Source organism: Chromatiaceae bacterium (assembly GCA_024235395.1).
In the GTDB taxonomy this organism is placed as follows: Bacteria; Pseudomonadota; Gammaproteobacteria; order Chromatiales; family Chromatiaceae; genus Thiosocius.
This window is the reverse complement of sequence record JACKMK010000002.1, coordinates 1070151-1083115: the sequence shown is the minus strand read 5'-3', so window position 1 is coordinate 1083115 and position 12965 is coordinate 1070151. Positions and strand designations below refer to the sequence as shown.

Genomic DNA, 12965 nt, shown 5'->3' with positions numbered 1-12965 from the left:
TCGGTGAGTTTGCACCATGCATGGTGGGGCTGTTGACCCAACCACCAGCATTCTCGGAACACGCAATACGACTCAAGCCTTTTCGCGACCCGCTGTGGGCATAGCGAGCGAATGGCATAAATGCTGCTCAGTGACCTTCGTGGTTTCGTGCGCCGCCTACCTGGCGCAGATCACGGAAGTCTTACCATCGATGCGCCCCCCTAAACGGGCAAACTGACGTTCCCGACAGGTAGGCCTCGAATCGCTTTCAGGAGAGCGGCTGTGCCCAGAAGATCGCAACGTGGTCGCATCGCCACAAGCCGTGCCGGCCCCGCAAAGGTCCGCTCTTGTCTTCGTTGTTGGCGATACGCGCTCTCGGCGGTCGTACTGGCATCCTCGCTGCCTGTGGCGGCTCAGCCCGCGACCGCGTCCACTGAACAGGAACAGATCCACACGGTGCAGCCGAAACAGCTGCAGCGCAGGCTGCGTATCGGCGGCACAGTGGTTACGAAGAGCGATGTGACACTGACGGCGCAACTGGCAGGCCGCATAACCGAGCTGGGCGGCGCTGAGGGTGACCCGTTTCGCAAGGGGCAGCTACTCGCTCGCCTCAGTGACACTGACCTGCTCGCTAAACGACAAGCCGCTGAGGCAAGGCTGGCCGGTGCCGCTGCGGCACTGAACAACGCGGGTGTGCAGTACCAACGTCAGCTGGTCGATCCACGCATCCATGAGACACCTGGCGGCATGGGGCTGCCATCGATGTTCGACAAGCTGTTCATCGACCCGATGTCATCGATGATGGGGCTATCACATCCAGGTGCTCGATACTCTGCCGACCTCTATCGCCAGGGTGCGGGTGTCGCTGAAGCCCGCGCCGCTTACGACCGGGCGTTCTCGGAGATCGGACAGATCGATGCCAAACTGCGAGATGCGCGGAGCATAGCGCCGTTCGACGGCTTCATCGCCAGAAAGTATGTCGAGGTCGGCGACACAGTTCAGCCTGGCGATAAGCTCATCGATTTCGCTGCGCCACAGGGCCTGCAGGTCGCCGTTCAGTTGCCGATAAGCCTGACCCGTGGCTTGCATGCCGGCGACCGCCTACACGGCGGGATAGAGACCGCAGACGGGACACAACAGGAGGTCGAACTCAACCTCGCCAAGATCTACCCTACGGCTGATCGGCTGAGTCACACGGTGACTGTCAAACTCGACCTGCCCGCTGACATGAGCGCGCGGGCCGGTATGTATGCAGCCATCGAAATCCCCACGTTGGGAAAATCGATACAAAAAGGTCTAGCGATACCACGCAGCGCCGTGCTGCACGAAGGCGGGCTGGACACGGTATACGTGGTAGACGCCAGTCATCGGGTCCGCGTACGGCTGTTGCGACTGGGAGCCACACTTGGCGACGATACGGTGCAGGTGTTGGCGGGACTGGAGGCCGGTGAGCGTATCCTGATCCATCCCAGGCCCGGCATCCGTTCCGGTGACAGGCTCCGGAGCCTGTCAGACGCGACCAACGCCGCCGGTACGCCAAGGTGACCGATGACAGCGCCAATAAAAAGGCCGCACCGGCACGACCCGGCATTGCCGGGCTCCTGGCCCGTGCCTTTATCAGCTCTCGCCTGTCACCCCTCGTGCTGCTGGCCCTTCTGGCGCTAGGCATCATCGGACTTGTCGTCGCGCCTCGGCAGGAAGATCCGCAGATCTCGGTCCCACTCGTGGACATCTTCGTGCGTTACCCGGGCGCCTCGTCGGAACAGGTCGCCGGCCTGGCGGTCAAGCCACTGGAACGGATCATGGCTGAGATTCCCGGGGTGAAGCATGTGTACTCGGCAAGCCGGCATGACGAGGGTCTCGTCACCGTGCGGTTCGAGGTCGGCGAGCAGATCGGCCCGTCGATCGTCAAGGTCTACGAGAAACTTCAATCCAATCTGGACAAGATGCCACCTGGTGTCGAACCACCGTTGGTCAAACAAAAAGGGATCGACGATGTTCCCATCGTGACTGTCACGCTTTGGTCGAACGCAGTCGACGATGCCATATTGCGCACCCTGGCCATCAATCTGCTGCAGGAGATAAAGCAAGTAAAGGACACCGGCGTGGGCTTCGTGGTCGGCGGGCGCGCGCGGCAGATCCGGGTCGTTGTCCAGCCTGAGCGCCTGGCCAGCTACGGTGTGTCGCTCGGCCAGATTGCCCAATTGATCCATAGCGCCAATTACGCCGAAACAGCCGGCTCGGCTGAGGCCGACAACCAATACTTTGAGCTCTGGGCCGGGGGTTTTCTGCAAAACGCAGACGACCTGGCAGGACTGATCGTCGGTTTACACAATGGTAACCCGGTCTACCTGCGCGACATCGCCCAAGTGAGCGACGGCCCCGCCGAGCTGCAACACCTGGTTCAGCAGTACGCGGGGCCCGCGTATAAGGGAACGGCTGCCGGCGCGGCGGTACCCGACGGCGCCGCCGCGGTGACCCTGGCCATCGCCAAAAAGGTCGGCAGCAACGGCGTCGAAGTGGCACACAGGGTACGCGATAAAATTGCTGAACTGCAGGGTCGCTTGATCCCGGACAACGTCAAGGTAGAGTTGACCCGCGACTATGGAAAGACTGCCGAGGACAAGGTCAACGAACTGGTACTGAAATTGTTCATCGCTACCGGCGCGGTGAGTGTACTTACCCTGGTAGCGTTGGGCCTGCGGCCGGCAGTGGTGGTGACGATCGTCATTCCTGTCGTGATCCTGATCACGGTGTTTGCCGCCTACATCGGCGGCTATTCGATCAATCGCGTAAGTCTTTTCGCGTTCATTTTCGCGATAGGAATACTAGTCGACGATGCGATTGTCGTGGTCGAGAACATCTACCGACGATGGCTCGCGGCCGACAGCACCGATACCGCGACAGCTATTGACGCGGTACGCGAGGTCGGCAATCCGACCATCATCGCCACGCTGACCGTGGTCGCCGCGCTGGTGCCGATGGCGTTCGTTCGAGGCATGATGGGTCCCTACATGGAGCCCATCCCGGTGCTGGGCTCAACAGCCATGCTGTTCTCGCTGTTCGCCGCTTTCGCCCTAACCCCCTGGCTGACGCGATGGCTGCGTCCTTCACGCGCAACGCTCGAGCGTTCCGCAGCCCGCGAACACGCCATGAGCGCGCGCACCTTGCAACTGTTTCGATGCTTGCTCAAGCCAATGATCCAGAGAACGGCGTACCGTTGGCTCTTCCTGTTGGCACTGATCGGTGCCTTTTTCGGCTCACTGGCGCTGTTCCCGTTGCACGCCGTTGTCGTAAAGATGCTGCCCTATGACAACAAGTCGGAGTTCTCGATCGCTATCGACATGCCGGCGGGCACGGCATTGCCCGTCACCATAAGCGTGACCCAACAGATGGTCGATGCGCTGCAGCAGATACCCGAAATCCTCGCTATCCAGTCGTATGTCGGAACCGCTGAACCGTACGACTTCAACGGCATGGTCCGGCACTACTACCTCCGCCGAAATCCCTGGCAGGCACAGATCCACGTCCAACTGCTCGACAAGGCTGACCGCGCAAGGTCAAGTCATGCGATCGCACAATCCGTCCGCCCGCTGCTGCAACCGATTGCGGAACGAGGTCGCGCCGAACTCACCATCGTCGAGATGCCACCCGGACCGCCGGTTCTGCAAACGCTGGTTGCCGAAGTCTACGGGCCAACGACCGATGGCATTCGCGCGGCAAGCCGCCACCTGACCGACCTGTTTCGCGACACTCCGGGGGTTGCCGACGTCCAGAACTCGATGAAAAAACAGTATCCGGTTTTGCGATTCGAGCCCGACCGCGACAAGGCGCAACGGCTCGGCATAACCGACCGCCAACTGGCGGATGAACTGAGCTACGCCATGGGCGGCAGAAGGGTCGGCGACGCGAAGATCGGTGGCGCATTGGAACCGACCTTTATCGTGCTCGAAACGCCCTATGCGGCACGTGCCAATGTCGAAAAGCTCAGCGATCTGCCTTTGCCGACCGCCCAGGGTGGCAGCGCACCGCTGATCGAATTGGGACGGTTCGCCGCTTCCGTCCAGGACCCGATCATCTACCACAAGGATCTGCGCACGCTCGAGTATGTTGTCGGCGACGCGATCGGCCGGCTCGACTCCCCGATCTACCCAATGGCACAGATCGACGCGGCTCTCGCCAACTACGAAGCCCCCGACGGAAACCGTCTGACGGCTACGTTGACCGGACCTCCCCCGGATGACGGTGCATACGGTTTCGAATGGGCGGGCGAATGGACCGTGACCTATGAAACGTTCCGCGACCTGGGCATTGCCTTCGCTGTTTCGCTGCTGGTGATCTACTTTCTGTTGGTCATGGAGTTCGATAACTTCGTCATACCGGTGGTTATCATGGCGCCTATCCCGCTGACGCTGCTCGGTATCATTCCCGGCCACTGGATCATGGGCGCCGAGTTCACCGCGACCTCCATGATTGGTTTCATCGCATTGGCGGGGATCATCGTGCGCAACTCCATTTTGCTCGTGGACTTCACCGTCCACGCGATGTCCGGCGGCGCCACCGCGGCTGATGCAGTGCTGGCGGCATGTCAGGCCCGCACCCGCCCCATCCTGATCACCGCTTTGGCACTGGTTGGTGGCTCCATCGTCATCGTGACCGACCCGATTTTCCAGGGTATGGCGGTCTCGCTGCTCTTCGGTGTGCTGGTCTCCACCCTGCTCACGCTGTTCGTCGTGCCCTTGGGTTGCGTAAGCGCCAGCGGGCCACTGACGCAGTGCCGGCAGTATCGCATGCCGGCATCGGTCGAGGAGCACATTCGGTGACGCCGCCCAGTCCGGGGTCTGAAGGCTACCGACCTGACATGAGTGAAGTCGACGGATCGGCGTCGTCCGCTGCGCGCGGGATAGCCCTGCTGCGCTGGTTGCTTCCCGTACTCGCGTTGACGATCCTTACTGTCAGTGCAGGCAGGGAGTTCGAACATCTCGATCTGCATGCCGTACAACTTGCATTCCACCAGCTCGATCTGTATTCGACCTTGTCGTTGCTTGCCGCCGGAGTGGTCATTTCCAGCCTGAGCATTCCCTACGACATCCTGATAAACCAGTGGCTGGCTCTGCCGGTGAAGCCGGCTTACATCGCGCGCTTTTCCTGGCTGGCCGCCGCAATGAGTAACGTGGTGGGCTTCATGGGCATGACGAGCTCAACGATCCGCTACCTCGCCCTGACCCGGGCAGGCGCCGCACCGAAACCGGCGGTCGCCAGCATCTTGCACGCTGCACTTAGTGCAACGACAGGCCTGTCGGTACTGACGACACTGGTCTTGTTGTTTCACCGCGACATGCTGCAGCTGCCGGGACTTTCGGCCACGCTCGGCCTGCTCGTGCTGACCGCTGTCAGCCTATACTGGCCTTCATACCTTGTGGCGGCCGGTCGCGGATACCTACACCACCGCTACCTGTCAGACACGCCGTCGCTCACCGCACAACAGCGACTGACATTGCTGGCCGTGTCCGTCATTGACTGGCTGGCGGTCGGTCTCCTGCTCTGGGCCTGCCTGCACGCCGCGCATGTGGATGTTTCGCCGACAACCGCCATCGCGGCATTCGCACTTTCACAGGCACTGGGCATGCTGAGCCTGATCCCCGGTGGACTGGGCGTGTTCGAAGGCACGATGCTCCTGTTGCTGGGAACCGGTGGAACCGCCACCGCAGAGTTGTTGACCGGCCTGCTACTGTTCCGCGTCGCCTACTACTTCACGCCGTTCTTGTTCGCCGCACAGCTGCTTCCCGGTATACAGCTGGTACCTGAAGGCAGCGCCGTGGATGAGATGGTACGGCGCTTCCAATCTCACCCGATTCTGCGTTTCGGGCGCGTACCATTGCGCTTCGTCGCACAGATCGGTACTCGTGTGCTGGCCTACGCAACGTTCACTGCCGGTGCCGTGCTTTTGGTGACGGCAGCTTTCCCGACTGTCGTCGATCGCTTGGCGATACTGGAGCCGTACCTTCCCTGGCAAATGCGCGAAGGGTTTCATCTGAGCAGCGTCATCGCGGGTACGCTGTTGCTTGCGATGTCACGTGGTATACGCGCCGGCATGCGTGGCGCCTACCGGGGCACACAGATCATCCTCCTGGCAGGCGCCCTGCTCGTCCTGCTACGGGGCCTGGATATCGAAGAAGCCCTGCTGCTGGTCGCAATCTCCATCTTGCTACGTTCAAACCAAGCGCGTTTTACGCGCCGCGGTTACGCCCTGAGCAGCGTCCGCACCCTGCGATGGCTGGCAGCGATGGTGGTCGTTCTGTTCGTTACCGGGTTTCTCGGTACAATCTTGTACGCTACACAGCCGCCGCCTCTCGGAACGAACGAACTCCTCACCCACGCTGTCGGATTCGAGCGCGCACTGCTGATCATGTCGATCACCTTCCTCGCCTGGCTGGCCTGGACCTGGTACGCGATGCCCGCCCCCGCTGTGAAACGGCCAAACGCGCAGTCATTGCAGCAGGCCAGTCGCTTCTATTCGGATGTCTCCCGCACGACCTATTCCTACCTCAGCTTGTTGGGGGACAAGTACCTGCGGCTCACCGACGATGGCCGCAGTCTTGTTCAGTACGGCATAAAGCGTAATCACCTGATCACCCTGGGCGATCCTGCCTGCGCACCAGCCTATCTTCCTCAAGCCATCCAGGACCTTCGCCGCTTCGCCGACGATTATGGGTTGATCCCTGCGCTGTACCAGATCGAGGAAGCGCATCTGCATCACTATCACGAAGCGGGCTTTCGGCTATTGAAGCTTGGCGAGACCGCGCGTGTGGAACTTGCGTCATTCACGCTCGAGGGCAAGCATGGCTCGAAGTATCGCTCCATCCTCAACCGCGCCGGCCGCGACGGTCTGACCTTCGAAATCCTGCCACAGCCGCTGGACGAAAACGCCTGGCGGCAGTTGCGCGTCGTCTCGGATGCCTGGCTGGCCGACCGGGGCATGGCTGAGATCGGCTTCTCGCTGGGATACTTTGATAGGGCTTACTTGGCGCGGTTTCCGATCGCGATCGTCAAACGCGAAGGCAACATCATCGCTTTCGCCAATGTGGTCGAGGACTTCGGCCACGGACAGGAGAGCGGTATCGATCTGATGCGCCATCTGACCGATGCACCCCACGGCACCATGGACTTCCTGTTCGTCCAACTTCTGCAACACGCCAAAGATGCACATTTTTGCTGGTTCGATCTCGGTATGGCGCCGTTGAGCGGCGTGGGCCGTTCCCACTGGTCACCGCTGAACGAGCGTCTACTCAAGTTGGTCTACGAATTCGGCAACCGCTTCTACAACTACAAGGGGCTGCGTCAATACAAAGAGAAGTTCCATCCTGAGTGGCGCAGTATGTATCTCGCGTATCCACATGGCCACCCGCTCGCGTCTGTCCTGTTCGACGTGACGGCGTTGATCACCGGTGGGTACTGGCGGGCGCTGCGACGCTGACGGTGCCACATGCGGATTGTCGCGTTCAGTCTGGCCGTTTGCGTTGCCGCTTACATCTGGTTGAGACCAGCGTCCGCTAATTTCATCGACTATCTCTGGTGGCGGGTCACCGCGGCGCATCCCACACACGGCAGTGTGCGCAGCGGCGAGGTGCGCATCCATTACACCCGATACGGCAAAGGCCCCACCGTCATGTTGCTGCACGGTGGTTTGAGCAACCGCCTGAGTTGGTTTTCGCAGATCCCCTGGTTGGTGAAATCCGGCCACCAGGTCGTTCTGGTCGATACCCGGGGACACGGGCGATCCGGAATCGGATCGGCTGAACTCAGCTACCGCCAGTTTGCCGACGATGCGGCACGCGTGCTGGACCAACTCGACGTGGCGCGCACCGATGTCATCGGCTGGAGTGACGGCGGCAATACCGCCTTGCTGCTCGGAAGATACTATCCCGAACGCATTGGTCGGATCGTTACAATCAGTGCCAACTATGATCCCGCGGGGCTCACGCCCGAGGCCCACGCGGATGCCCATACCACCAGTTCCGGCTTAGCCTACTGGTTGCGGCGCTGGTGGACACAGGCCGGTGCGCGTACCACTGAACTCGAACGCCGAATCAAGCGCCTTTGGCGTGCTGCTCCGATCCTCACCAGTGACGACCTGCGTGCGATACAGTCGCCGAGCTTGATCATTGCCGGCCGCAGCGACGTTGTCAGTATTGACCATGCCGAAGAGATGGCAGAACAGATGCCTCACGCAAAACTCATGATTCTCGCCGGCGGCCACGCCCTGCCGGTCACCCAGCCCGACGAAATCAACCGCGCAATCGAGAACTTCCTGTACGAGCGAGTGCAGGCAGGATGACTGGAGAACGATCCAGCGGCCCGGGAACCAGATCATCGGTAACCCGACATGACCCGGGAGATATCCCGCACCAGCATCTTCAATGTGTAGACACGCATCAACTGATCACGCAGCCACGCAGCTGGGCGCGAGTTTACGAACATGAATCGCGACAAGCTACGAGAGTTTGCCTGGGCCAGTTCGACCCGACGGCGCTGGCGTTTTTCATACAGCTCGAGCGCATAGTCCAGATGCGACACATCTGCACGAGACAATTCATCTGCCAATGCGGCAGCCGAGTCCATCGCCAACGAGGCGCCGACGCCCGCCGTGGGAAGGAAGGCCGCGGCGGCATCGCCCAACAGCACCGTACGCCCGCGCCGCCAGATGCGCGTCCGGCAATCGGCCATGCGCCAGTAAAACGAACCTGCCGACCGGTCACGCATGCGCACCGCCCGCGCAAAGGGTCCGTCCGGCAACCGCGCTTCGATCTCATTGGCATAACTATCCACGTCCCGCTCCGCGAGCATCCGGTGGGCACCGGCAAGGAACATCCCGAGTCGATCCTTCACGGGGTAAAGGCCGACACGCCAACCGGATGACCACATTTCCCGATAGACATCGATTTTCTGATCGTGCAGCGAACTCCAAGCCACGAACCCGCCCCACCCCGTGTCGTACCCCTGCACGTCGTTCGGCTTAAGGATCAGCGAACGTGTCGACGAATGAATGCCGTCGGCGCCGACAACGAGGTCAAACTCAGCACTAGACCCATCATTGAAGGTCACTAGGGTCGCAGTCGCCGTGTTCCGGATCTTCGATACGCTGGTGCCGTAGTCAATTGTGCCCGCCGCCCCTCGCAGCAGTTCGATGAGCGCGCCCCGTTCGATCCCGCGCCATACCCCGTAGCGATCGATCAGCCCGCCAAGGCGATAAGACCGGATCTTGCGGCCATGTCGATCGTACAATGCATAGGTACTGACCGGTACACTGGCGGATTGATAGGCGGCAACCAGTCCGAGCCCATTCAGTACTCGGCCACCCAAAGGCAACAGCCCCAGCATGTATCCCTCTCCATCGAGTTCGCCACCCTTTTCTATAATCGCGGGCAGCTCGCCGCGCTGGCGTAACAATGCACCGAGGGTCGCGCCGGCGATCCCGGCCCCGATAATAAGGACGCGCAGTCTTGCCCCGTCGATTCGTTTTGCGATTCGGGACGCTATATCGCCGCTTGCTCGCTCCCGATTGCTTGGCTGCATAGTGCTCACGATGCGTCTTCCGCGTGTCGCTTCATTGCTCAGAAGCGCGTGCCCGACGCATCGTCGCTACTATGCTCGGGTATCGGGACCCCAGCGATCGCGCAGCCCTGCACTACCGGCCCGCCCGGGAATAAGCCGTACAGCCAACGCATGCCGCCTTGATCGATGAACGCAGCATCGAGATTGGCGGCCAATCTCCGCGCTTCATACGGTATGCCACGATCGAGGTGCGTGCGGCGCAGGTACGTGATCACCATCCAGTGTTCCGCCGAGAGCTCAACACCAAAGCGATGAGCGATTTCCACAGCTTTGTCACGATTCCAATCCCTCAGTTCCTCGCGACGATCGAGGTGATTTGGATCAGGGTCATCCATTCGGATCGATTTCAAGATGTCAGTCATTTTCATTGATCTCCTTGTTTATCGCTGAGCCCGGAACGGGTTCCATCGCGTTCGGATTGCACATCGAAAAGCGCGCCACCGGCGGCTGCGACGAGCACCATCATCACCGTGCCCACCAGCCATGCGAAGTACCAGGGGCCATAGTCACCGAGCATTACGGCCAGAACGATTACGCTCACGGCGATGACGAGCAACAGGGGAAAAAGTAGCGCTACTTTCATGTCAAACCTTCTGCCATCAGTAGGCGTGTTCATCGGATTCGATCTGTTCGGTACTCACCTTGCCGCGCATCATGTAGAAGGCCCAGCTGGTGTACCAGACGACCAACGGCAGCAAGATCACGCTGAAACCCGACATCCACAACAAGGTGTGCTCACTGGCACTTGCGTTCCAGACCGTCAGACTTTGTGCAGGTGCGCTACTCGACGGCATCAGAAAAGGAAACAGCGCGAAACCAGCAGTACCGATTACGCCGAACCAGCCCAGCGCACCAAGCCACCAACCGGTCACCGGCCGGTGAGCACGCAATGCCGCGGTACCGGCAAGAATGAAGATTCCACCGAGTAGCGGCAGCGCCCATCCCCAGGGGCGAATGGCAAAGTTGTCCAACCAGGCACCCGGCACCACCGCCACGACCTGCTGCAAAGGAGTTTGTGCAACACCATGCGACGGCGCGTCGACCACAACGTAACCTTCCAGCGCCGTTATCCAGAGACCGCCAACCACAAACAGGGCGACAGCGAGTAACCCCGCCCACCATCCGTAGTTGCGTGAGCGGTGGTAGAGATCTCCATCAGTACCCATCATCAACCGAGCGCACCCCATGTATGCGGCCATCGCCAGCGACAAGCCGCCGCACAACAGCGCAAAAGGATTGAACAGCGCCACAAAGTTTCCGTCGTACCACGACGTCAGATTCCAGCTGAACTGAAACGGCAGGCCCAGGAACAGGTTTCCGATCGCCGCGCCGAACACCAGCATTGGAACCACGCCGCTAACGAACAGCACCCAATCCCACGCATTGCGCCAAGCGGGTACTGACAGCTTGGAACGGTACTCGAAACCGAGCGGCCGGATGATCATGCTCCATAGCAGTACCAGCATGACGACATACAGCCCAGAGAATGCGGTAGCGTATACCAATGGCCATGCAGCAAACATGGCCCCACCCCCGAGAACGAACCACACCTGGTTGCCGTCCCAGTGCGGACCGATTACGTTGAGCGCGACACGCCTTTCGACGTCCGTCCGACCGACCCAGCGCAGCATGGCACCGACGCCCATGTCGGTACCCATCATGACAGCGATACCCAGCAGCAAGACGCCGAGCAGTAACCACCAAGCCACTTTAAGGAAGAGGTAGGTTTCCACGGTCATATCCCCTCAAGCCACCGATAGGCCCGGACCGCGCCGAATCGTACGAACCAAAAGATACATCTCGACGGTCACGAATACGGTGTATAAGACTACGAAGCCAGCGAGCGAGAAGACCAGATACGACTCTGTGTGGGTCGAGGCAGACATCCAGGTCGGCAGGATCTCGTAGACACTCCAGGGTTGGCGTCCTACCTCAGCAACGACCCACCCTGCCTCACTGGCAACGAACGGTACCGGAATCATCCACAGTCCCCAGCGAAGGAAGCCTTGCCGCCGCTCCAGATCACGACGCAAGCTGTAGATCACTGCCATCAAAAAATAGGCCAGCATCAATAGACCGAGCCCGACCATGATACGGAAGGACCAGAACACCAGCGCGACATTCGGGATGATGTCCTGCGCTGCCCGTTTGATATCGGCGTCGGTTGCCAAAGCAACGTCCTGGTTCTGCGCGTAGCGTTTGACCAGCCAACCGTAACCCAGGTCATCCTCGTGCGCCTTGAAACGCGCGTATGCCTCGCGGTCACCCGGATCTTCACTCAGGATCTTGAGTGCCGTGACCGCCGGAATGCCGTTGCGGATCCGCTGTGCTGCCTCCGCTTCCAACTGCCTGAGCCCTGGAATCGGCGTGTCCGAGGTGTGAGTGACCAGCGGCGTCAACAAATAGGGGATCTGCAACTCCCAATCGTTCTTCTGTTGGCTCTGGTTAGGCCAGGCCGCGACGTTGAACGCGGCCGGCGGTTTCGCGGTCTCCCACAAGGCTTCCATCGCCGCCAGCTTGCTCGGTTGTGCATGACCGCCCACGAACCCAAGGGCGTCGCCAAGGGTAATGACGCCGGCGGTGGCCAGGACCCCGAACAGGGCCGCCATCCGAAACGAACGCAACGCAAACTCGCGATGCCGACCGCGCAGCAGATACCAGGCACTCACACCGCAGACAAAGATCGCTGCTGTGACATAACCCGCTATGCTGGTGTGTACAAACTTGGCCTGGGCATCGGCGTTGAAGAACAACTCCGCGAAACTGGTCAACTCCAGCCGCATTGTGGCTGGATTGAACTCCGCCCCGTGTGGCGCCTGCATAAAACTGTTCGCCACCAGGATCCACAGTGCGGAAAGGTTTGACCCCAGGGCGACAAGCCAGGTCACGGCGAGATGCTGTCCCTTGGACAATCGATTCCACCCGAAAACCATCAGGCCGATGAAGGTCGATTCCATGAAAAAGGCCATCATCCCCTCGATCGCCAGCGGCGCACCGAACACGTCGCCGACGAAACTGGAGAAGTATGACCAGTTGGTACCAAACTCGAACTCCAGCGTGAGTCCGGTAGCCACCCCCAACACAAAGTTGATCAGCAGAATCCGGCCCCAGAACTGCGTCATGTCACGATAGATCTTCCGACCCGTGGTGAAATAGACCGTCTCCATCGCCGCCAACAGGAAGGACAACCCGAGCGTCAACGGTACGAATAGGAAGTGGTACAGCGCAGTGGCTGCGAACTGCCAGCGCGAAAGCTCAACGACCCAGTCATCGATCACAGCGATCCACCTCAGTCGGCTGCGGGAGTCATGGATCTTTACTGGCAACAATTGGGCCAGTACCAGCCGCTGTTCCCTTGAGCGGCGCCGCTT

Annotated in this window: 9 protein-coding genes; 4 read left to right on the top strand and 5 right to left on the bottom strand. The window is 60.5% G+C overall.

Features of this window, described 5'->3' with window-relative positions; all coding sequences use genetic code 11:
- Positions 1-435: 435 nt before the first annotated feature.
- The 4 genes from H6955_12945 to H6955_12930 are packed head-to-tail and all read left to right on the top strand — an operon-like array spanning position 436 to position 8317.
- Positions 436-1524 carry an efflux RND transporter periplasmic adaptor subunit gene (locus H6955_12945; GenBank protein MCP5314462.1) on the top strand — a complete coding sequence of 363 codons (1089 nt, stop codon included), beginning with the start codon at positions 436-438 and terminating at the stop codon, positions 1522-1524.
- Entirely contained in the window at positions 1521-4802 is a 3282-nt protein-coding gene (locus H6955_12940; GenBank protein MCP5314461.1) for an efflux RND transporter permease subunit, read from the top strand. Before H6955_12945 ends, H6955_12940 begins: the two co-directional genes overlap by 4 nt.
- A 38-nt stretch (positions 4803-4840) precedes the next feature.
- A complete protein-coding gene (gene mprF / locus H6955_12935; GenBank protein MCP5314460.1) occupies positions 4841-7456 on the top strand; it encodes a bifunctional lysylphosphatidylglycerol flippase/synthetase MprF in 2616 nt (871 codons plus the stop codon).
- A 9-nt stretch (positions 7457-7465) separates the two neighbouring features.
- Complete coding sequence (locus H6955_12930; GenBank protein ID MCP5314459.1) at positions 7466-8317, top strand: alpha/beta hydrolase; 852 nt, start codon at positions 7466-7468, stop codon at positions 8315-8317.
- 32 nt (positions 8318-8349) lie between these two features.
- Here the strand turns inward: H6955_12930 and H6955_12925 are convergent, their stop codons facing one another.
- From H6955_12925 to H6955_12905, 5 genes are read right to left on the bottom strand one after another with little or no spacing between them, the layout of a single operon-like run.
- A complete protein-coding gene (locus tag H6955_12925) occupies positions 8350-9564 on the bottom strand; it encodes an FAD-dependent monooxygenase (protein ID MCP5314458.1) in 1215 nt (404 codons plus the stop codon).
- Positions 9565-9593: 29 nt separating this feature from the next.
- Positions 9594-9956, bottom strand: coding sequence for a TusE/DsrC/DsvC family sulfur relay protein (locus H6955_12920; protein MCP5314457.1), 363 nt, complete (start codon positions 9954-9956; stop codon positions 9594-9596).
- 2 nt (positions 9957-9958) lie between these two features.
- Complete coding sequence (locus H6955_12915) at positions 9959-10177, bottom strand: hypothetical protein (GenBank protein MCP5314456.1); 219 nt, start codon at positions 10175-10177, stop codon at positions 9959-9961.
- Between the two features lie 16 nt (positions 10178-10193).
- Positions 10194-11327 (bottom strand): cytochrome d ubiquinol oxidase subunit II, encoded by a 1134-nt coding sequence (cydB, locus tag H6955_12910; GenBank protein ID MCP5314455.1) that lies wholly within the window; start codon positions 11325-11327, stop codon positions 10194-10196.
- A 12-nt stretch (positions 11328-11339) separates the two neighbouring features.
- The gene (locus H6955_12905) at positions 11340-12872 is read right to left on the bottom strand and encodes a cytochrome ubiquinol oxidase subunit I (protein MCP5314454.1); all 1533 of its coding nucleotides are present in this window, start codon (positions 12870-12872) and stop codon (positions 11340-11342) included.
- Between the last annotated feature and the right edge of the window lie 93 nt (positions 12873-12965).

What these genes read in the sequence shown, in the direction of transcription:
- mprF (MCP5314460.1), top strand. Translation starts at nt 4,841, where the DNA reads ATGAGTGAAGTCGACGGATCGGCGTCGTCCGCTGCGCGCGGGATAGCC.
- H6955_12930 (MCP5314459.1), top strand. Translation starts at nt 7,466, where the DNA reads ATGCGGATTGTCGCGTTCAGTCTGGCCGTTTGCGTTGCCGCTTACATC.
- H6955_12920 (MCP5314457.1), bottom strand. Translation starts at nt 9,956, where the DNA reads ATGACTGACATCTTGAAATCGATCCGAATGGATGACCCTGATCCAAAT.
- H6955_12915 (MCP5314456.1), bottom strand. Translation starts at nt 10,177, where the DNA reads ATGAAAGTAGCGCTACTTTTTCCCCTGTTGCTCGTCATCGCCGTGAGC.